Source organism: Paenibacillus turicensis (genome assembly GCF_050461185.1).
GTDB lineage: Bacteria > Bacillota > Bacilli > Paenibacillales > Paenibacillaceae > Fontibacillus > Fontibacillus turicensis_A.
Genome location: NZ_JBCMOR010000005.1, coordinates 211,096 through 233,427 on the forward strand (window position 1 = coordinate 211,096; position 22,332 = coordinate 233,427).

General features: G+C 38.1%; 19 protein-coding genes and 1 riboswitch. Of the genes, 16 read left to right on the forward strand and 3 right to left on the reverse strand.

Annotation, left to right across the window (positions count from 1 at the left end; all coding sequences use genetic code 11):
- Window positions 1–11: 11 nt before the first annotated feature.
- Entirely contained in the window at window positions 12–905 is an 894-nt protein-coding gene (locus ABE099_RS03055; protein ID WP_430027252.1) for a 5'-3' exonuclease, read from the forward strand.
- A gap of 187 nt (window positions 906–1,092) precedes the next feature.
- Window positions 1,093–2,106, forward strand: coding sequence for an HRDC domain-containing protein (locus ABE099_RS03060; RefSeq protein ID WP_430027254.1), 1,014 nt, complete (start codon window positions 1,093–1,095; stop codon window positions 2,104–2,106).
- A 68-nt stretch (window positions 2,107–2,174) separates the two neighbouring features.
- Here the strand turns inward: ABE099_RS03060 and corA are convergent, their stop codons facing one another.
- A complete protein-coding gene (gene corA / locus ABE099_RS03065) occupies window positions 2,175–3,110 on the reverse strand; it encodes a magnesium/cobalt transporter CorA (protein WP_430027256.1) in 936 nt (311 codons plus the stop codon).
- Window positions 3,111–3,636: 526 nt separating this feature from the next.
- A riboswitch (SAM riboswitch) is annotated at window positions 3,637–3,770 on the forward strand.
- A gap of 104 nt (window positions 3,771–3,874) precedes the next feature.
- Between corA and metA the strand changes: the two genes are divergently transcribed.
- The 6 genes from metA (at window position 3,875) to ABE099_RS03095 (ending at window position 12,126) form a co-directional block, all read left to right on the forward strand.
- On the forward strand, window positions 3,875–4,810 hold the full coding sequence (gene metA / locus ABE099_RS03070) for a homoserine O-acetyltransferase MetA (RefSeq protein WP_430027258.1): 936 nt from the start codon (window positions 3,875–3,877) through the stop codon (window positions 4,808–4,810).
- 60 nt (window positions 4,811–4,870) lie between these two features.
- Window positions 4,871–6,031: a PLP-dependent transferase gene (locus ABE099_RS03075; protein WP_430030427.1), complete on the forward strand. Its 1,161-nt coding sequence runs from the start codon at window positions 4,871–4,873 to the stop codon at window positions 6,029–6,031.
- Between the two features lie 171 nt (window positions 6,032–6,202).
- The gene (mqnC, locus tag ABE099_RS03080) at window positions 6,203–7,342 is read left to right on the forward strand and encodes a cyclic dehypoxanthinyl futalosine synthase (RefSeq protein ID WP_430027260.1); all 1,140 of its coding nucleotides are present in this window, start codon (window positions 6,203–6,205) and stop codon (window positions 7,340–7,342) included.
- Between the two features lie 327 nt (window positions 7,343–7,669).
- Window positions 7,670–9,217 carry an NTTRR-F1 domain gene (locus ABE099_RS03085; protein WP_430027262.1) on the forward strand — a complete coding sequence of 516 codons (1,548 nt, stop codon included), beginning with the start codon at window positions 7,670–7,672 and terminating at the stop codon, window positions 9,215–9,217.
- 282 nt (window positions 9,218–9,499) lie between these two features.
- Window positions 9,500–11,392 carry a tetratricopeptide repeat-containing glycosyltransferase family 2 protein gene (locus tag ABE099_RS03090; protein ID WP_430027264.1) on the forward strand — a complete coding sequence of 631 codons (1,893 nt, stop codon included), beginning with the start codon at window positions 9,500–9,502 and terminating at the stop codon, window positions 11,390–11,392.
- A complete protein-coding gene (locus ABE099_RS03095) occupies window positions 11,392–12,126 on the forward strand; it encodes a glycosyltransferase (protein ID WP_430027266.1) in 735 nt (244 codons plus the stop codon). Before ABE099_RS03090 ends, ABE099_RS03095 begins: the two co-directional genes overlap by 1 nt.
- Before the next feature lie 134 nt (window positions 12,127–12,260).
- Here ABE099_RS03095 and ABE099_RS03100 read toward each other — a convergent pair whose 3' ends face one another.
- Together ABE099_RS03100 and ABE099_RS03105 are read right to left on the reverse strand one after the other, a co-directional pair.
- The gene (locus tag ABE099_RS03100; protein ID WP_430027268.1) at window positions 12,261–12,650 is read right to left on the reverse strand and encodes a DUF2752 domain-containing protein; all 390 of its coding nucleotides are present in this window, start codon (window positions 12,648–12,650) and stop codon (window positions 12,261–12,263) included.
- Between the two features lie 10 nt (window positions 12,651–12,660).
- Window positions 12,661–12,996, reverse strand: coding sequence for a DUF4234 domain-containing protein (locus ABE099_RS03105; RefSeq protein WP_430027270.1), 336 nt, complete (start codon window positions 12,994–12,996; stop codon window positions 12,661–12,663).
- Between the two features lie 234 nt (window positions 12,997–13,230).
- On the opposite strand from ABE099_RS03105, the gene ytxC reads away from it, so the two are divergent.
- The 8 genes from ytxC (at window position 13,231) to ABE099_RS03145 (ending at window position 22,180) form a co-directional block, all read left to right on the forward strand.
- Window positions 13,231–14,103 (forward strand): sporulation protein YtxC, encoded by an 873-nt coding sequence (gene ytxC / locus ABE099_RS03110; protein ID WP_430027272.1) that lies wholly within the window; start codon window positions 13,231–13,233, stop codon window positions 14,101–14,103.
- A gap of 466 nt (window positions 14,104–14,569) precedes the next feature.
- On the forward strand, window positions 14,570–16,510 hold the full coding sequence (gene thrS, locus ABE099_RS03115) for a threonine--tRNA ligase (RefSeq protein ID WP_430027274.1): 1,941 nt from the start codon (window positions 14,570–14,572) through the stop codon (window positions 16,508–16,510).
- Window positions 16,511–16,602: 92 nt separating this feature from the next.
- Window positions 16,603–17,235 (forward strand): 3D domain-containing protein, encoded by a 633-nt coding sequence (locus tag ABE099_RS03120; RefSeq protein ID WP_430027276.1) that lies wholly within the window; start codon window positions 16,603–16,605, stop codon window positions 17,233–17,235.
- 122 nt (window positions 17,236–17,357) lie between these two features.
- On the forward strand, window positions 17,358–17,522 hold the full coding sequence (locus ABE099_RS03125; protein WP_430027278.1) for a hypothetical protein: 165 nt from the start codon (window positions 17,358–17,360) through the stop codon (window positions 17,520–17,522).
- A 243-nt stretch (window positions 17,523–17,765) separates the two neighbouring features.
- Window positions 17,766–18,761 (forward strand): cell wall-active antibiotics response protein LiaF, encoded by a 996-nt coding sequence (gene liaF, locus ABE099_RS03130; protein WP_430027280.1) that lies wholly within the window; start codon window positions 17,766–17,768, stop codon window positions 18,759–18,761.
- Window positions 18,761–19,807, forward strand: coding sequence for a sensor histidine kinase (locus ABE099_RS03135; protein ID WP_430027282.1), 1,047 nt, complete (start codon window positions 18,761–18,763; stop codon window positions 19,805–19,807). Before liaF ends, ABE099_RS03135 begins: the two co-directional genes overlap by 1 nt.
- Window positions 19,800–20,456, forward strand: a complete 657-nt coding sequence (locus ABE099_RS03140; RefSeq protein WP_430027284.1) for a response regulator — start codon at window positions 19,800–19,802, stop codon at window positions 20,454–20,456. The genes ABE099_RS03135 and ABE099_RS03140 overlap by 8 nt, the downstream gene beginning before the upstream one ends.
- A gap of 113 nt (window positions 20,457–20,569) precedes the next feature.
- Window positions 20,570–22,180, forward strand: coding sequence for a S1C family serine protease (locus ABE099_RS03145; RefSeq protein WP_430027286.1), 1,611 nt, complete (start codon window positions 20,570–20,572; stop codon window positions 22,178–22,180).
- Window positions 22,181–22,332: the final 152 nt, after the last annotated feature.

The following is a 22,332-nucleotide window of genomic DNA, read 5'->3' on the forward strand; positions in this document are numbered from 1 at the left end:
TGGAAAATGTGATGAATGACAAAAATGAGCTTTCAAATACCCTCATTGTCATCGATGGATTTAATTTGTTAAGTAGAGCTTATTTTGCAACCTCATATAATCGCTCTGAGGAGCAGCTAAAAAATAGTCATGGTATATACACCAATGCGATTCGTGTCTTTTTTCAAAAGATGATTAATTTAACTAAGGAATATCAAGCTTCCCATTTGGTGGTTGCTTGGGATGTAAAACGGGATGAAACATCGAGAAGACAAGAGTTTGATTTCTATAAAGCAACACGTGGCGAGTTGCCAATGCCTTTAATTGAGCAATACGAAACGTGTCATCAAATTTTAAGTGAAATTGGTGTAAGGCAAATTGCGATTGCGCCACATGAAGCGGATGATGTCATCGGAACGATAGCTACAAATTGGACGTCTGGTCACTGTTTTATTTATAGTAACGATCGTGACCTGTTTCAATTATTAAGTGATACTACCTCACAAATTATTGCGAGCAAGCAAGGGGAATATGTATACGATATCGTACAATTTACTGAGGAATATGGAATCGAAGCTAGCCAATGGGTAGATGTGAAGGCATTGCTGGGAGATAGCAGTGACAACATTCCGGGTTGCCCAGGAATTGGTCCTAAATCAGCATTGCCATTAATTCAGTATTATGGTTCAATCGAGCATTTATATGCCAATCTAGATGATTTAGATGAGAAATTTAATCGTCATAAGAAAAAGCTGGTTGCAGGAAAGGAATCTACATTAATAAGCAGAAGACTTTCCGAAATTAATTGCTGTATTTCTGAGCTTGCGCATATTGAGGAAGAAAAACTTAGACTCAATATTGACCGCATTGCTTTAATGAAGCAGGCAACAGAGCTAGAGGTACGTTTGAAGCTAGATGTTGTCTGAGGATATTGACAGTATTTTCAAACCTGTTATTATAAATATTAACAGTATAAAGACGAAAGGAAGCACCTTCTCTTGCATTTGCTAGGGAGGTGCTTTTTTTGATGCTTAAATTTAATTTCATAATCAATCAAACTAACACATCCTCTGCAAGAGCTGTTAAATTTTAATCCTATAGGAGGAACAAACAGTGAGAATTGTATTTTTAAACAGCTTGGAGAAAAAGCAAGGAGATGATGTGAGCTCTATTGCACAGGTGTGGATTGCTGAAGAAGAGGGAATATGGCGGATGGGCTGGAATGAAGCAGAAGCAGATGATGAAAGTGAGCAGGTATGGTACGAGGGCACGTCTTGGTCGGAAATGCTACACAATTATCGGTATGAGCTTGCTGTCAAATTAAGTGAAGGGTTTTATCCCTTAATGGAAGGCTTATGGAATGATAAAGAAACGATTAGCAGCGGAAGAGTTTTTACACAGAAACTACATTACTATTGTGAGCTAAATGTAAATCATGAGGTATATACAGAGCTAAATGCTTGGCGTAGAAAGAAAGCAGCAGTAGAGCATAAAGCGGCATACTTTATTGCAAACAATCGTTTGCTTTTATTTCTTAGCGTGCTTTTACCTCATAATGAAGAGGAATTAATGCAAGTTCCTGGCATGGGCAGTGGTAAGATACAGGCATTTGGAAGTGAACTTATCGGTATTTTGAAGGCATATGAAAGGAATACTTGCTTCCCATTAGATTGGGTAGACAGTGTGATTGAAGAGGAGGATTTTAGAAATTGGCTATATAAGCAAAAGCAGCTTAAATTTAAAAATGCGAAGCAACGATTTGCTTGGCGACAAAGCATTTTAGAAGGAATTGAAGATGGTTTGAATTTAAGTGAGCTAAGTGCTAAAACAGGCATAGAGCGTCGTGACCTCATTAAAGAGCTTGAGGAGCTAGAAAAGCTAGGCAATCACGTTGAAAAGCTCATCATTCTTGAGTTACAGGAGGTTTCGTTAGAGGATCAGCAATGGGTATGGCGTTTATATGAGCAGTTAGGTGATACATTTTTAAAGCCAATCTTAGAGGAAATGTACGGAGACGAGCTAGAGGGGATTCCTGCGGGGGTAACACTTGAAGCCCTGTATGAAAGATTACGATTGATACGAATCAGATATAGACGTAGCAGTATTGTTAATGTATCAGGGGCATAAATTCACAAACGATAATCGAATAAAAAAGCCTTCAACCCACGATTCCGTGTGTTGAAGGCTACAATATTTTAAATCCAGTCTCGTTTACGGAATAAGTAATACATCCCAGCACCTAACACTAGCATAATACCAAGGACAATAAAATAACCATACTCAGAGTGAAGTTCAGGCATATTATCAAAGTTCATTCCATAGATCCCTGTAATTAATGTAAGGGGGATAAAAATCGTTGTAATTGCTGTAAATACTCTCATTATTTCATTGGCTCGATTGGCGATTGCGGATTGATAAGCTTCTCGTAAGTTGCCCATTAATTCGCGGAATGTTTCAAAGTTTTCTGATATTTTTACGGCATTTTCATATATGTCACTAAAATATTTTTGAAGCTGATCATCAATTAAGCGTAAATCTTTTTTATTTAAAATGTTAATCACTTCTTTTTGAGGACCTAACATTTTTTTGAGCCACAAAATTTCACTTCGTAGTCCAATAATTTCACTTAAATGAGATCGCTTAGTGTGCATTAAAATATCTTCTTCCAGCTTTTCAATTTTGTTCTCAATTCTGTCGCCAACAATAAAATAGCTGTCTACAACTAAATCAATCAAATAATAAAGGAAGCGGTCAGGCTCACTCACTTCTTGCTCCCATAAGATTGGTTTTACGGTACGTAGCTCATTAATTTTTTGCTTAGTGACTGTAATAATATAATGACGACCAAGGAAAATATTTAATGCTCGTAAAAAAATCTCTTCATCATCATAACGAATACTATTAACGACAATAAAATAATGATTATCATACGTTTCAATTTTAGGACGTTGCTCTTCTTCTGTTAAACAATCTTCCACAGCTAAATCATGTAATAAAAATAATGGCTGTAATAGGGCTAAATCCTCTACATCAGCATCAATCCAGTAAAAACCGTCCTCTGGTGCAGTTGTAGTTAGCTCAAGATCTTCGATTGGTGTAAACATACCTGCTTGTACATGCCGAATCTTCATTCCAAATTCCTCCCTTATCCTATAGTGTTTCCCAAAAGAAGCACTATAATTGGCACAAAAGAAGAAACCTACAGATTTCGTCATATCTAAGACAGGAGATCTATATTAGAATGAACGGAAAAAGGAAAGTGCCCCAATCAATCCATGAGCGCTCTGCTGATTCATCTTTTGTGCATTTGTCCTTTTAACTGGGGCATTGCTCTCTCGACTACTCGGGTCGCCTTCCATCTTCGTAATTCACCTCTTTGCTTATCTTCTTGAAACACTTGTCTAGTATACCGCTCCATCATGCTAAGTTTCAAGCTATAAAACGTCAATTTTTTGTACAATCTACGGAGATGTCACTTTGTTATTGTAAATTTACGAAAATTTCTGAAAAAGAATTTAACATTTCCACTATAATATAAGCTATAACTCAAGAGAATGTGACGATATATTTATACAAAATTTATTTGTTCTTGACGAGAGATAACCTGATACATTAAAGTGTATACAAAGCAACAATTTTAAAAATTAAATAAGCGAATTCTTATCAAGAGTAGGTGGAGGGACAGGCCCGATGATACCCGGCAACCGGCATATTATATGTACGGTGCTAATTCTTGCAGAGCATAGTGTGATGACGTTTTGTCATGACTAGGGGTTTCTGAGAGATGAGAGAGGAGCATAATTGCTGATACAAGACCTTTCTCTTTGGAGAAGGGTCTTTTTTGAAGTTATGAGTAGGTTTTCACAAAACAACAAACTACTAGGAGTGAGCTTATATGCCGATTAAAGTGCCTGATCATTTGCCAGCAAAAGAAGTGCTTGAAAATGAAAATATATTTGTAATGGATGAAAGCCGAGCATATCGACAAGATATACGCCCACTTCGTATTGCTATTTTAAACCTGATGCCAACAAAAGAAACAACAGAATCACAAATTTTGAGATTACTCGGAAATACGCCTTTACAGGTTGAGATTGTCTTATTGCATCCAAAGTCACATACTTCTAAAAATACATCTCATCAGCATTTAGAAATGTTTTATAAAACGTTTGATGAAATAAAAAATCGCCGTTTTGATGGGATGATTATTACGGGAGCTCCTGTGGAGCAACTGGAATTTGAAGAGGTTAACTATTGGGAAGAATTAAAAGAAATATTCCAGTGGAGTAAAACGCATGTAACCTCGACTTTGCATATATGTTGGGGAGCACAAGCTGGGTTGTATCATCATTTTGGTGTGAAGAAATTAGATTTGCCTCAAAAATGCTTTGGCGTGTTCCCTCATCAAATTAATATACCTAACGTGAAGCTTATGTTTGGTTTTGATGAACTTTTTTATATTCCTCATTCAAGACATACGGATGTCTCACGCGAGGATATTGAAGCTGTACCAGAACTACAAATTTTAGCTGAATCCCAGGAAGCAGGTATATTTCTTGTAGCTACAAAGGATGGAAAACAAATTTTTGTAACAGGTCATGCGGAATATGATTCTGATTCTTTAAAGTGGGAATACGACCGCGATGTTGCTAAGGGACTTCAAATACAATTGCCAGTAAATTATTATCCTAACAATGACCCTACTAAAAACCCACCTTCCATTTGGCGGGCCCATGCAAATTTGCTGTTCTCCAATTGGCTTAACTATTATGTATATCAAGAAACACCGTATGATATTGACCAACAAATGGAGTTTGTATACGAAATCTAAAAGCTCATATAACGCTCATATAAACAAAATATGGAGGAAACTACGTTGAATGATAAAAAAATGCACATTGAAAGTAGATTAGCACAAATAGGCTCAGTAGAAGAACCAGTAACAGGGGCAATTAATTATCCAATCTACCAAGCCACCGCTTTTAGACATCCTAAGTTAGGACAAAGCACTGGTTTTGATTATGCTCGCACAAAAAATCCGACACGGTCTGTGCTCGAAGCAGCGATCGCGGATTTAGAATCAGGAGATGCGGGGTTTGCCTGTAGCTCCGGTATGGCAGCACTACAAACAGTTTTTACTTTGTTTGCTCAAGGCGATCATTTCATCGTTTCTTTGGATTTATACGGCGGGACATATCGGTTACTTGAACAAATTCTTTCAAAGTTCGGAATTAGCTCCTCTTACGTAGATACAAATGATCTAGCGGCATTAGAGGAGGTACGACAGCCTAATACGAAAGCAATTTTAATTGAAACACCAACGAATCCTCTAATGATGGTGACAGATATTGGGGCTGTGTCCGCTTGGGCTAAACAGCATCGGCTTTTAACAATAGTAGATAATACTTTACTTTCTCCTTACTTCCAACGTCCGTTAGAGCTAGGTGCAGATATTGTGGTTCATAGCGCAACGAAATACTTAGGTGGACATAACGATGTACTTGCAGGCCTTATTGTTACTAAAGGAGAGGTTTTGTCTCAGCAGGTTGGATTTTTGCATAATTCCATTGGTGCAGTGTTAAGTCCAACGGACTCGTATCAACTGATGCGTGGGATGAAGACATTGGCATTACGCATGGAACGTCATGAGAGCAATGCACTTACTGTTGCTAAGCATTTAAAAGATCACCCACAGGTCGCTGAGGTATTTCATCCTGGTTTTGAAGATCATCCAGGTTACGATATTCAAAAAAAGCAAGCGAGTGGCAATACAGGGATTTTCTCTTTTAAGCTAACAGATGCTAGATATATAGAGCCGGTTTTACGACATATTAAATTGGTTGCTTTTGCTGAAAGTTTAGGTGGCGTTGAGTCGTTGATGACTTATCCTACAGTGCAGACGCATGCTGATATTCCACTTGAGATTCGTGAAGCAGTAGGTGTAGATGATACACTACTTCGCTTCTCTGTTGGCATTGAGCACGTAGATGATATTATTGCTGATTTAGATCAAGCACTAGAAGCAGCTCATCGTGAAATACAGGGGAAATGATATTATAGCTGATATAGGTCAGGCACTTCAAAAATGAATGATTTTTTAGCACCTTGTCTGTTGTGAATGTGACGGGTGCTGTTTTTATGCTCATGATTATGATACGATATTAGCCGTAGTTATTTTAAATTTATATTATATTTTTGATAGAAGTAAGGAGGCGCATATAGTATGGCTGCTATAGATCATATTTTAGATAAAGCACTTCAAGGACAGCGCTTAGATGTAGAGGATACGATTGCATTATTTGAATCAAATGAAATAGAAAAAATAGGACGTGTCGCTAACATAATAATGGAGCGTATGCATCCAGAGCCAATAACGACATTTGTCATTGGACGAAATGTGAATTATACAAACATCTGTGATGTATATTGCCGTTTTTGTGCTTTTTATCGTAGACCTGGTTCTGATGAAGGGTATGTATTACCTGATGAAGTTATTTTTCAAAAAATACAAGAAACGATTGATGTGGGTGGAACCGAAATATTGATGCAGGGAGGAACTAATCCTAACCTTCCTTTTAGCTATTACACGAATTTGCTCAAAGCGATTAAAGAACGTTTTCCAGAGATTACGATGCATTCATTTTCACCGGCAGAAATTGTGAAGATGAAGGAAGTGTCAGATGGACTTTCTTTAGAAGAGGTCATTAGACAAATTCATGAAGCAGGACTTGACTCCTTGCCAGGTGGCGGAGCTGAAATTTTAGATGACCGCACTCGTCGCAAGATTAGCCGACTTAAAGGCTCTTGGAGAGACTGGATGGATGTCATGCAAACCGCCCATCGGATTGGGATGAACACGACAGCGACGATGGTTATTGGTTTAGGTGAGTCTATGGAAGAACGAGCGCTTCATCTTATGCGTGTTCGTGATGCACAAGATGAATGTATTCAAAATGGTTATGATTCTGAGGGCTTCCTTGCCTTTATTCCATGGACCTTCCAACCAGATAATACAAATTTGAAGCTTGAACGACAAACACCTGAGGAGTATTTGAAAACAGTAGCGATTAGTCGTATTGTGCTAGATAATATTAAAAATATCCAATCTTCTTGGGTCACTATGGGACCTGAGATTGGTAAGCTGTCACTTCGTTATGGATGTAATGATTTTGGTAGTACAATGATTGAGGAAAATGTGGTGTCCTCTGCAGGCGCAACTTATAAAGTGAATATTGAATCTATTTTGTCTATTATTCGTGAAGCAGGTAAAGTTCCTGCACAGCGAAACACTAAATATGATATATTGCGTGTATTTGATGACGAAGCGGCTTCAATTGAACGTGATTTTACAATGCAAAACTAAGAGTGCTTCCTCTTTAGTAACATTAACATAATAACTATCAGTCAAAGGCTATTCTCTGTAGGTAAAAAGCTACATAGGATAGCCTTTTTTGTGATGACTTGGTAAAGTCATCATAAAAATAATTATTTTTTCCTTTTTTAGTGATTAAAAACAGAAAATTGAATAAGGTTAGAATAGTTCAATTCTGAACATATAAGCTAGCCTTGGATGCCAATATAAAAACTTAAATGAATCAAAGCTTTTGTTAAAAGAATTACTTGAATTCCCTCTCGATTTAAACGTCCTTGGTGTTAGCTTATATTTTAAAATAATTCGAGAGGTGATTAGATGCCAATTCAGTTAAGAAACAGGCTTTTGAATCCTTATTTTGATTCGGGATTCAGTTCATGGTCCTTTGTAAATGCAACATTAAACTCTTATAGAAAAGTGGGTATTCAAAGTGTAGAACTACTAGGGGGAACTCCATCAACATCGTTACAGCAAATCGTATCTGTCACACCTGGTGAAGGCTTGTTTGTGTCTGCTTCATTAACAAAAACGCCTTCAACTAGTGTAAGTCCTGCAGTAGTTATTACAGTTAATTATTTTAATAGTAGTTTGTCTTACCTAGGAGCTGGTTTGAGTTTAGTTGTACCACAGGGCTTTTTTCTTAACTCACAATGGCAGACCGTTGAAGCGGTCACTTCTGTTGTCCCAGCGGGTGCTGCTATGGCACAGATATCGTTTAGTTTGGCTCCTGATCCATCGGTGGGTGGCATCTTAGTTGATAGTGTCATCTTGATGTCTGCTGATGCAGTAGGAGTAATTGGTACGACGGGAGCAACAGGAGCTACTGGAGCAACAGGCGTAGGATTAATCGGAGCTACGGGAAGAACAGGTACGACAGGAAGCACAGGCGCGACAGGCGTAACAGGCGCTACAGGAGTCGGTGTCACTGGAGGTACTGGGGCTACAGGTGCTACAGGAGTCGGTCTAGTTGGAGCGACAGGAAGAACAGGAACGACGGGAAGCACAGGAGCGACGGGTGTAACGGGCGCGACAGGTGTAGGCGCGACGGGAGGCACAGGAGCGACGGGCGTAACGGGAGCGACAGGTGTAGGTGCGACGGGAAGTACAGGAGCGACGGGTGTAACGGGCGCGACAGGTGTAGGCGCGACAGGAGGCACAGGAGCGACGGGTGTAACGGGCGCGACAGGTGTAGGCGCGACGGGAAGCACAGGAGCGACGGGCGTAACGGGCGCGACAGGAGTAGGCGCGACGGGAAGCACAGGAGCGACAGGTGTAACGGGCGCGACAGGAGTAGGCGCGACGGGAAGCACAGGAGCGACGGGTGTCACGGGCGCCACAGGTGTAACAGGTATAACGGGAGTAACAGGCGCGACAGGACCAAATGTGTTGACGGAAGGATTTTCTGCATTTATTTCAACTTTGAATTTGAATGCAAGTGCTCAAATCACTGGTTGGACTGTAACTTCACCATATTTTGACAGTGGTAATTTTAATGAAGTAAGTGGAATTTATACGGTTCCAACTGCGGGAAGATACTCAATTCAGGCTACAATTAATTATGCAACTACAGCAGCCATTGGAGTTTCTCTTGGAGCGGGTATCAATCCAGCCTTTGTTATCCGTAGGACTACACCAGCAGCTACAGATTTAATAACAGGCTTATTCCCAATTCTAAATACAAGTCTCGCCATTTTAACACTTCGTGCAGTGTTAGGTAGTGGGACAGTTACAATAGCCGGAGATGTTGAGCTAAATGCCGGAGATACCATTGTGCTCTTCTATAATGCATCAGGATTAACTATTCCGATTGATATAGGTGGCGGTGCATCACAAGGCATTATTTGGTCCATTCATAGAATAACATAATAATTAAAAGTTTAGCTTAAGCATTAATTACTGATATATACGACAAAAGGGAGCTACCATTGCTCCCTTTTAACTATTTTTTAGAAGAATCTAATAATTAAATGTTTATGGTGTTGTCCAATGCTTATTTAATTGTTGGGCTTATTTATTTTTACGAGTGCCTTAAAAATAATTTAAATAAGGTAAGAATAGTGATTCTTTAACATATGTTGGACTATAGGATATTGTTTGCCCACTCTAAAGGTAATCAAGTAAGACTTTTTCCTGAAGAAAGGAGATCAAATGAACCGTATTTTAATCGCAAGTCCAATTAAGCAAGCTCCCTCAATTTTAAAGCTTTTTTTAGAATCACTTGATGAGCTTGTCATTAATGAGTTTGAGGTTGATTTTTATTTCGTAGATAACAATGAGGAACAGGAATCAATTGATTTACTAGACCAGTTTCAACAAAAGCATAGCAATACAATTATAGTTAAGAATATCTCAACTGAATCCTATCAAAAAAATGAATACACCCATTATTGGAACGATGAGTTAGTTGACAAAGTCGCCCAAATGAAAGATGCAATCATTGAATATGCACTTGAAGCGAGCTATGATGGTTTATTTTTAGTGGATTCTGATTTAGTTTTATCACCTGACACACTATCCAGACTAGAAGCTTCAGACAAAGATATTATTTCTAATATTTTCTGGACAAGATGGCAACCTGACACAGAACCACTTCCTCAAGTTTGGATGATGGATGAGTATTCATTTTCTCAAATTCCAAGCAAAAAGGATGAAGCACAAGCCCAACAGGAAACAGCGAATTTCTTAGAGAAAATGAAAGTTCCAGGTGTTTATGAGGTTGGGGGATTAGGTGCATGTACGCTAATAAGCCACAAAGCATTAGAGCAAGGAGTTCGATTTAAACGTTTGCCCAATGTGTCCTTTTGGGGAGAGGATCGTCATTTTTGCATTCGTGCAGCAGCGCTTGGCATCTCTATGTATGTAGATACACGTCAGCCTGCTTATCATATTTATCGGGAATCTGACATAGAAGGAGTGGAAAACTACAAGCGTGCGCTAAAGGGAGAAGAAGCTGGTGGAATTTCGATTAGTTTATGTATGATTGTGAAGGATGAGGAGCCTACGATCGCGAGATGTTTGGCTTCGGTCCAAGGAATTGCTGATGAAATCGTTATTGTTGATACAGGCTCTACAGATCGAACTAAAGAAATTGCAGCTCAATTTAATGCAAACATATATGATTTTGCTTGGATCGATGATTTTGGGGCTGCTCGTAATTATGCCTTTGATCAGGCAACAAAACAATATATTTTATGGCTAGATGCAGATGATGTGATTCTAGAAGAGGATCGCCAAGCCTTAATTCGTCTCAAGTATGAGCTTTCCTTTGAGATTGATAGTGTTATGATGAACTACAACCTTGCCTTTGATGCCAACGGTAAACCTACCACCAGCCTAAAGCGGAACAGGTTAGTTAAACGATCCAAAGGTTTTCGTTGGATTGGTGTTGTCCATGAGTATTTAGAAGTGTATGGGAATATTATGCAAAGCGAAATTTCGATCACCCATAAAAAGGAAAAAACGTATTCCGATCGTAACTTACGCATTTATAAAAAGCGGTTAGAGTTAGGAGAAAGCTTTAAACCAAGGGATCTTTATTATTATGGAAATGAACTGATGGATCACTTGATGTTTGATGAAGCTGCTAAACAATATGAAGCATTCCTAGCAACAAAGCAAGGGTGGGTAGAGGATCAAATCGCGGCTTGTCAAAAGCTTGCTGATTGCTACAGTCATCTAAATGAGCTTGAGCTTCAATTTCGTTCATTGTTCCGCGCAATGGAATTTGCTCCGCCAAGAGCAGAGGTTTGCTGTAGGTTGGGCGCTTTATTTGTAGAACAAGACCGTATAAACGAAGCTATTTTCTGGTATACGACGGCAACTCAACTAGAAAAGCCGCCCGTAACAGGTGCTTTTATTATTCATGCTTATTGGACTTGGCTACCTTATTTGCAGCTATGTGTTTGTTATGATCGGTTAGGCCAATATGTTAAAGCGAATGAATGCAACGAAAAGGCATTATCATTTCACCCCATTCATCCAAGCATGTTAGCGAATCAAGCTTATTTGGCAAAAAGACTTGAGGAGGTGAATCAGAAGTAATGAATGATGCAGATCAATCCAAACAAGCTAATCCATTAAATAACAAAATAACCTTATCGATGATTGTTCATAATGAAGCGGATCGCTATTTGTCCAAAGCCTTATTAATGCACCGAGAATATATTCAAGAAGCTGTCATTATTGATGATGGAAGTACCGATAACACGGCAGAAATATGCAAAGATTTGCTTCAGGGCATTCCATTACGACTGATCACAAATGCTAAATCGACTTTTCATAACGAAGTGGAGCTTAGAGAACAGCAATGGAGGGAAACAGTTAGCGGTAATCCCGATTGGATTTTAAGTCTAGATGCGGATGAAATGTTTGAGCCGAATGCCAAAAATATTTTACATGAAATTGTATCACAATCTGATTATGATGCTGTATATTTTAGGTTGTACGATATGTGGAGTGAGACTCATTTTCGGGATGACGCTTATTGGAGTGCACACCAGAGCTATCGCCCTTTTTTAGTGCGTTATCGTCCTGAAATTAATTATACGTGGAAGCAAACACCACAGCATTGCGGAAGGTTTCCTTTAGAAGTGACTCATTTTTCTTATTGGTGTCATCCGCTACGTGTAAAGCATTTTGGATGGGCAGATGAGCAAGATCGCCGTTACAAATATGAGCGTTATATGAAGCTTGATAGTGAAATGAAGTATGGTTGGAAAGAGCAATATGAATCTATTTTGGATGAGAGTCCTAATCTTGTTCTATGGGAGGATTAACTTACCCTAGTTCTATGCTTCAATATTTGATATTAGGGAGACCCTGATTAAAGTTAAATAGAAAAGTGAAAAGCTGTTTCTTTCTCTACTGCAAGACAATAATACCCGGGTAGAGACAGGAAACAGCTCTTTTGCTACGATTCTGGAGGAGCCCATAAACTAAACATCGGGAAATTCCTTAATATCCCGAATAGAATAGTGATTATTAACATGACACTCATAAGCGACTTGCTAAACTTTATATATTGCCTTTTATATGTATACATATAGAGTAGGTAGAGTGGAGCAATTACAAATACAAGTGCATTAAATTTAAAGGCTTGATATATATCACCTTTGAGTAGAGAGGCTAAACTTCTTGTGATTCCACAGCCAGGACAGTAAGCTCCAGTCAGCTCATGAAACATGCAAGGAATACCAATGTCTGTAAGTGGTAACCAGACCTTTAAGTATAGCAGTCCTCCTGTTGTCACTACAGCATAAGGGACAAATTTGCCTGATGTTTTACTTTTTATTTTCATCATACAATGACCATTACATAAATTGGTTAAGATCAGACTGAACCAATGCGTAGGTTACTATACTGAATCCAAATAAACCAAGCACGACGTATAAAACAGCGTTGTCACTCTCACGCATACCACGAATAGCTTGGGCTTCAGTAACTTTTTTACCAATTTGATAATGCCATACAATAAACCAAATTCCGCATGTAATTATTCCTAACAGAAAGTATTTGACACCTGTAAATGAATCATCTCCACTTAATGTTCCAACCTCGTTGGTCATGACAATAAACCAGTAAATCCCGTATAGTCCACATGTTACAAGACTTAAAATAATACATACTGCCACATTTCTCTCACTCATCTTAACTTCTCCCCTGTTTGATTATAGTTACTCATTTCATTTAGTTTTTTTGACCTATAGGAAATAAATAACAGTATGATTATATAGTTATAAAGTCATTAAAAACAGGAAATAAAAGGTGTTTTTATGCAATTGTATGACTTATAAGTGAAATAGTTACCATTCGTCCTTTTTGTATATCCCTCTGCTCCCCACCATATACTTTGTAGAGGAAGTGGAGGGAGGATCACATAAATGGGATTGTTTATATTTCGGGTAGTAAGTTTGAACACATTATCAGGCCAACAGTTTGCAACCTACATCACTAAGGAATGTGGAAATAAACAACACTTTCGGCTACATATTTCATCGGAGCAAAATGAGAATAAGCCTTTTCATGAGATCCAAATTTTTATTAAAGATGAAGAAGAAAAGTCACAGCTAGCAAGAGCAGTTGCAAAATATATTGTTAATGAACGTGAACCAGAAATAATACGAGTCATGCTTAAAAAAGAAACCTTAGCACAGGAAGAAGACGACTTTAACAAGTTGTACAATTTCTGTATGGATCTGCTTGTGGATACGAAAGAAAATAAACGTTCGCGTAATTTTAGAATTGAAAAAATCACCACAGCTTGTCTTGACTATTTTAGCCAACATCGATTACTTCATATCGAAGGTTTTGTTTCCTTTTGGTTAAAGGAGTATACTCAGTTATTGCAAGATACGATGCAATATGCTATTGAAGAATATTTGCTTGATCGGCAATATGAAGAATTTATTAGCTTGCTACAATATTTTGTTTATTACCAGGAGCCACTTACCCCAGTATTGCATTTAGTACATGATCATGACAGTGAGTTTAACATCTTAAATGAACAGTTTAACGAAGTTAATGTCAACTATGTTCAAGGGGTAGTTGCCCGAATTGCTGATCAGGAACTCGAAATGGAGGATGCCATTGTCAGCACCTTAATTACCTTATCTCCAGCGAGGATTGTTCTTCATACGATGGAGCCACAAGCTGTAATTATAACGACAATTAAGCGTATATTTGGCGAACGTGTAGAGATATGTACGGGATGTACCACTTGTCAGATGATTCATGGTCAAAAAAGTACAAATTAAAGGAAACAAATGACTTAGATTAGCGTATGGCTTGACGTTTGGAAAACGCAATATTATAATGTTGTGTATTAAAGGCGTTGATAAAGACATGAATCAAAGATACGGACTGTTCCAGAGAAAGGGATCTTGGCTGTAAGTCCCTTCAGTAACCAGCTTTGGTTTACCACTTTGTAGCTGTTTTCCTGAATATGTTTGCTTGTGTAGACACCATTGTTGGGTGTTACCATGTTTAATGTTACTAAGGAAAAACGGGTGATGACCGTTATATCATACTCAATTAAGGGTTACTTGTCTTTTGTAGTGACAAACTAGCTAAATGAGGGTGGAACCACGGGTAAATTAATGCTCGTCCCTTTCCAGGGGCGGGCTTTTTTGTGTACATATAGACGTATATGGCTAGCTAAAATGTCTGTCTTTGGAGCTTAAGTTGCAGTAAAAAACACTACAGTACTAAGGAGGAAGTAAGATGGCAATTTCAGTATCTTTGCCGGACGGCTCTGTTCGGGAATATGTAGAAGGCAACACTTTGGAGGATGTAGCTGCATCCATCAGCAGTGGGCTTCGTAAAAATGCAATTGCAGGTAAAATTGATGGAAAAGTGGTGGACTTAAACACTGCTTTAGTAGATGGAGCAAAGGTAGAAATTATTACACTTGATTCTCCAGATGGTCTAGAAATTATGCGTCACAGTACAGCGCATTTAATGGCACAAGCTGTGAAACGTTTATACGGGAATAAAGCAGTTAAGCTTGGGATCGGACCAACGATTGAAGATGGCTTTTATTATGACATGGAGTTAGAAAATTCCTTGAATCCTGAGGATTTGCAAAAGATTGAAAAGGAAATGGAACGTATTATTGGTGAAAACCTGCCGATCACAAGAAGAAATGTTAGCCGTGAAGAAGCGATTGCAATCTTCACAGAGTTAGGTGATCCTTATAAATTGGAATTAATTCGTGATCTCCCTGAGGATAGTGAAATTTCAATTTATGATCAAGGCGAATTTTTTGACCTTTGTCGTGGGCCACATGTCCCTTCTACTGGCAAAATTAAAGTGTTTAAATTGTTAAGTGTTGCTGGAGCTTACTGGCGTGGAGATAGCAAAAATGTAATGCTTCAACGTATTTATGGTACTGCATTTGTGAAAAAAGCACAGCTTGACGAGCATTTGCATTTCCTTGAAGAGGCGAAAAAACGTGATCACCGTAAATTAGGTAAGGAGCTTAACATCTTTACTTTTAATCAATTGGTGGGTCAAGGTTTGCCGATCTGGTTACCAAAAGGTGCAACTCTTCGCCGTACTTTGGAACGTTATATCGTTGATATTGAGGAACGTCTTGGTTATCAGCATGTGTATACTCCAGTACTTGGTAATGTAGAATTGTACAAAACTTCCGGACACTGGGAGCACTATCAAGAGGACATGTTCCCTGTTATGGAAATGGACAATGAAGCATTAGTGCTTCGTCCGATGAACTGCCCACACCATATGACTGTTTATAAGAGCAGTATGCATTCATATCGTGATCTACCAATTCGGATTGCAGAGCTTGGGATGCAACACCGTTATGAGATGTCTGGCGCATTAACTGGCTTACATCGTGTGCGTTCTATGACTCTTAACGATGCACATATCTTCTGCAGACTAGATCAAATTAAAAGCGAGTTTACTCGTGTGTTAGATTTAATTAAGCAAGTATATAATGATTTTGGATTTGAAGAATATCGCTTCCGCTTGTCTTATCGTGATCCACAGGATACAGAGAAATATTTCCAAAATGATGAAATGTGGAACACTGCACAACGTATGCTACGTGAGGTAGTAGAAGAAGCGGGACTTCCATTCTATGAAGCAGAAGGCGAAGCAGCATTCTACGGCCCGAAACTAGACGTTCAGGTTAAAACTGCGTTAGGAAAAGAAGAAACTTTGTCCACTATCCAAATTGACTTCTTGCTTCCTGAACGTTTTGAGCTTGAATATGTTGGTGATGATGGCTTGAAGCACCGTCCGGTCGTATTACACCGCGGTATTTTAGGTACTATGGAGCGTTTCTCCGCATTCTTGTTAGAGAACTTTGCTGGTAACTTGCCTGTGTGGTTATCTCCTGTGCAAGCGAAGGTCATTCCAGTTTCTACTGCATTTGAAGCTTATGCGCGTGAAGTGGAAGATAAGCTAAGAGCAAGTGGTGTTCGTGCAGAAGCTGATTTGCGTAATGAAAAATTAGGTTATAAGATCCGTGAAGCGCAATTAGAGAAGATACCATATATGTTCGTAGTGGGTGAAAATGAGCAAAGCAGTAGCTCTGTTGCTATCCGTAAACGTGGTGAAGGCGACATTGGGGTTAAGTCATTAGATGAAGCAGTGAGTATGTTAAAAGACGATATTTCTAATCACACGATTTTTTAGAGATAGGAAACAGATCCTACACCTTGTAAAAATTAATATTGTATGAAAATTGACGCATCTGGCAATCCTTTTAGCAAAAGGGAGGGTTTAAGATGCGTCATTTTACGATGTGGAAGTGTGCTGCTATAACTTTATTATTGTTGCCTATGCTTTCAGGTTTAGAGCCGCAAAAGGAGGATGTACAGCAACATAAGCATCAAGCAAGCTTGGGGAAGCTTAACTTTATTGAAGCGGTTAAAGCAAAAGAAGTTGAAGGAGATAAGCATCAAGTTAACAAGAAAAAAATAGCTCCTAAAAAAAGTGATGTTATGACAGTGACTGTTGTAGCAACAGGTTATACTTCAGGGTATGAGTCAACAGGCAAACGACCTAATCATCCAGACTATGGGATAACGTATTCAGGGGTTAAGGTAAGAAGAGATAAAAAGACGGTATCAACCATTGCGGCTGATTTGAAGTTATTTCCGTTAGGTACTATTTTTTATATTCCTGGGTATGGCTATGGTGTCGTTGCAGATAAAGGCTCTGCCATAAAGGGGAAAAAAATCGACTTATATTTTAATACAAAAAAGCAAGTATATAAGGAATGGGGTAAAAAGGAAGTTGATATTCAGCTTATCCGTAAAGGCAATGGCAAGCTAACCGAAGCGATGCTCTTAGAGTTAGGCAAAGTGATGGAAGTGAGCAAAGAAATCCCCGAAGATTTATGGAAAAATGCCATTTAAGTGATCTAGTTATTGTAGCTTTGAATAAATTCAAACCTTTATCCACATAATACTTTACGGGTAAGGACTTGATCGTAAGATTTCGTTCATTACTCGGATCAATTGGATGGAGGTGAATGACAATGCCTAAAAACCAAAGCAATAAACCAGCAGCTTCTCCAGGATACAAAACACCTAACGAGAAGTTTAATGCAGAATTTGCAGAAGAAACAAATGCAACATTGAAGAAAAAAGTGAAAGATTCTCAAAACGCAGCAATGAATCATACTTCTCAAAACCAACAATAATGGTTAGTCAAAGTATGCGTTCTGTATACCATAAATATATGGTACCTATAAAAAAGCATCCTTTTATAAGGGTGCTTTTTTTGTCTGTTAGATTTGTTATGCTTAGCTCGATATATGTTAAATTTTATCAAGTAACTCAGTCTCTAGACCGAGATGAATTTCATTCTCTGGCGCACTTTTGAAGCCATGCTACATCGTGTACACTATACATAACAAGAAATGTTTTGTCAGGAGGTTTTTAATTTGAGAAACTTATTTAGTCGATTTTTATGGGGTTGTTTATTAATTGGACTTGGTGCTTTATTTTTACTTAATCAAACAGGTTATATTAACTTTGGTATTGGACAATTAATTTCTACGTTTTGGCCAGTAATTTTAATTGTTGCTGGTTTAAGTAATTTTATTAATAACGGCTTTAAAGGTGGTAATTTTGTCGGAAGCGGTGTATTAATTATTATCGGGTTATATTTCCTTGGTAGAAACACAGGTTATATCTATATGGGATCTACGACTTTCTTTAATATGCTAATCGCCGCAGTACTTATTATGGTGGGAATTCAAATCATATTTAAACCAAAATCAAACAAAAATAAGTATAAATATGACGAAAAGCACGAGGAACAAAATAATTTTGATTTTGGACCTACACAAAATGAATATATGCCACCACCAGAAATGAAGTCCTCCTTAGATGATTTATTTAAGGAAAAAAACTTTTATGGAGAAGGGCAAAATGAGCAGAAAAATGAATTCCATCAAACTGAACAAGATCCATTTAAAAAATATGAGCAAAAAGGCTTTGGACACAAAAATAAGTCTAACAGCAATGGAAATCAAGAATACAAAAATGTTTATGGAAAAAAAATAGAGAAACATAATTTCATTGGTGATGTTCATCTTGGTCGTGATTATTTCCAATTATACCCTACTAATGTTTCTCACTTTATTGGTGACACGATTATTGATCTTACCAAGGCACAGATTCCATATGGGGAAACTAAAATTAATGTATCTGCTTTTATTGGAGATGTGAAAATATTTGTTCCAAACGATATGGATTTATCAATTAAAATGCAAGGTAATGCTTTTTTAGGGGATATCGATGCACTTGGTGAAAAGCAAGGTAGCTTTTTGGCCAATTTCCAGAAAGAAACGTTACACTATGGGGAGACGAATAAGTCTATTAAGCTGAACGTCAATACATTTATTGGCGACATTAAAGTTAATGTGGTGGGGTAATGATGTTACGTCAAATTATAAAAAATACAAAGTGGGAACTATTACTTTATTTTTTGCTAACTGCAGGACTTTCTGCACTGAGTATGTACATTGGTGTCATTTCCGGGGAAATCACTGTAAATAGTCGATATAGTTGGGTTTATCATATTGCAAGGGTAATCCCCTTTGTACTTATTGCAGGATACATTGCAGGACAACGTATTCAGCGGCGAATTGATCCTCTTCATCTTAATATGCTTCAGGTTGCAAAGGGGAATTTATCTGTAAGAATGCCTGAAACTGTTGATCAAACGTTTGTAAGTCTATATCAGGAGTTTAATACGATGATTGAAGCGGTTGAAAATAAAATGAAGCTGCTTCAATTATTGGGTGAAAATGATGTGTTAGAAAAAGAGCAAATTGCTGAAAAAGCGGTATTAGAAGAAAGAAGAAGAATGGCACGCGATTTACATGATACGGTTAGCCAGCAGTTGTTCGCGATTCATATGGCGGCATCTTCATTGCCAAAGGTGTTAGAAAGTAATGAGGATGGTGCACGTAATGTGATGAATCAACTCATTCAAATGTCTAACTTAGCGCAAAAGCAAATGAGAGCTTTAATCGCTCAGCTTCGTCCTATGGAGCTTGTAGATAAAACATTAGAGGAAGCCTTAGACCAATGGTTCCCTGATTATTGTCGGCAAAATGGTTTGAAAGGAATAAAGGATGTAGATTTACAAGGTGAATTATCTGAGGCAAAGGAACACCAGCTATTCCTTATTATCCAAGAAGCAATTGCAAATATCGTAAAACATGCACAAGCCAACTTAGTTAGCTTGTCTTTACATCAGGATAAACGTCAAGTTGTACTAAGTATTAGTGATGACGGACAAGGCTTCTCGAACTCCTATCAAAAACAAGGTTCCTACGGATTATCAACGATGAAGGAACGGGCTGAGAAGTTAGGTGGACACGTAGAAATCATCAGTAAGCCTGGTGCTGGGACAACGATACGTGTGCATATTCCGAATTTTGAGAAGGAGCAGGGAGGTACAGCGGATGAGTGAGAAAATTAAAATTATGATTGTAGATGACCATGATATGGTCAGAATGGGGTTAAAGACGTATTTAATGCTTGATAATCGCTTTGAAGTAATCGCAGAGGCAACGGATGGTAAAGAAGTTGTAGACATGATTAAGCAAGGTAGGCTTGATCCTTTGCCTGATATTATATTAATGGATTTGATGATGCCGATCATGAATGGGGCACAGGCCACGAAAGAGATTGTAGCGATTCATCCTAATTTGAAAATTGTTATTTTAACTAGCTTTATGGAGGATAATTTGGTTGTGCAGGCGGTGGAGGCAGGAGCAGTTAGTTATGTACTTAAAACCGTCTCCGCAGAGGAATTGATTCATGCTTTAGATGGTGTCTCTAAAGGGCAACCTGTGATGACTGGTGAAGTTGCCCAAGCCTTAACGAGAGGCATACGCCAACAATCAGTACAAAAAACTTATGTTAATCTGACTGATCGCGAAAAGGAAGTTTTATTACTCATTGCAGAAGGAAAAACAAACAAGGACATTAGTGAGGAATTACATATTAGTATTAAGACAGTCAAAACGCACGTCAGTAATTTACTTTTAAAATGCGAGTTGGAGGATCGGACACAACTTGCTATATATGCGCATAGGCAGGGCCTAGTAGGGGGATAAATTGTTTTATCTCCTTTTTAATTGTTTTTAATGTACATTTAAGGTTCGTGGTACAAAATAAAGACAATTAAACAATCAATAATCCCCCTAACGGGGAAGGAGGTATATGCATTATGGAAGATCAAAACAACAAAAATAAACCTGAACAAAACTGGGGGCCTAACGGAAACGATAGACCGCAAGATTCCCCAGAGACTGGATCTTCTTATCATTATTCTTATGGTTCTTTTAAGTCCCAATCCTATAATTCAGAACATGATGCTGTGGAAGGAAAAATGCAGAATGTGAACGATGGAAATGTAGAAATTACACGACCAGAACCGATCAAACCAATTCCAAGCCTAACTTCAAGTGGATATACACCACCAGAAAGAAATTCAACTCCAGGCTCCAACTTAAGTAGTAGTCAAAATGGTGGGAATAATAACTGGCAATACAATCAACGTCCTAGAAAAACCTCCTTTAAGACAATTATTGCTGGAACACTAGCGGGAATGCTGATTATGCTCAGTGGTATGGTTTATGCGGATAAGCAAAACTTATTTACATCAGATGAATCATTAAGTAATGCTGCAGTTCCTGCTTCAGCAAATACCTCTAATGCGACAAATGCTTCTGTAGTATTGCCAATGACTAAGCCAGGAGATGTAACTAATGTTGTAAATCAAGCTGGGGCAGCAGTAGTTAAGATTGAAACCTTAGTGAAGGCAAGCAAACAAAATAATCAATCCGCTAGTCCATATGGGGATGATCCATTTTACCGTTACTTCTTTGGTGACCGTTCACAAGGAGGAACAGATGACAGATCAAATCAAGGCTCAAATGAAGGGAGTAATCCAAATCAATTAGTGCCTACTGGCATTGGCTCTGGATTTATTTTTGATAAAGCAGGTTATATTTTGACGAATGAGCATGTAGTACACAATGCTGACGTCGTTCAGGTTACCTTGCAAGATAAAGATAAACCTTATGAAGCTAAAGTGTTAGGAACAAGCTATGAGCTTGACCTTGCGGTTCTAAAAATTGAGGGCGATAATTTCCCTTCCATTCCATTAGGTAATTCGGATAATACAAAAGTAGGCGAATGGTTAGTTGCCATTGGGAACCCACAAGGCTTTGATCATACCGTAACTGCGGGTGTATTAAGTGCTAAAGAACGTGGTGGAATTAAGATTGCTGGAGAAAATGGCGAAAAAAATCGTGAGTATGAACATTTATTACAAACCGATGCTTCCATAAATCCAGGGAACTCAGGTGGTCCATTGCTTAACCTTAATGGTGAGGTTGTAGGTATTAATGTTGCGGTAAGCTCTACAGCACAAGGTATTGGCTTTGCAATTCCAACATCTACTGTGAATGAAGTTTTAGAAAAATTAAAAAACAACGAAAAAATACCTGAAAAACCAGTTCCATTTATTGGTGCGACTTTAATGACAATGACCAAAGAAGTTGCAAAACAAATGGAAACAGACATTACTGAAGGTTCTGTCGTATCTAACGTTGTTTTTAATTCACCTGCGTACAAAGCAGATTTACAGCCATATGACATAATTACAGGTGCAGACGGTAAAAAGTATTCAACTAAAGAAGAATTAATTGGTTATATCCAAAAGCAAGAGGTTGGAAAAGAAGTTACATTATCTGTTGTTCGTAGAGGAAAAACAATGGATATCAAAGTAACGATTGGCAACAAAAATGATTTTTCTAATCTAGAACAACAATAATAAAACCAATAATTTAATTAACGAGTTAGAAAGTAGCAGACTCACTGTAGTCTGCTACTTGTATACATACGCTATTTATGTACTCCACTATTCTTGTAATTATAATAGGGAAAGATGCAAAAGGTTAACTTGTTTTGATAAAATAAGATGAG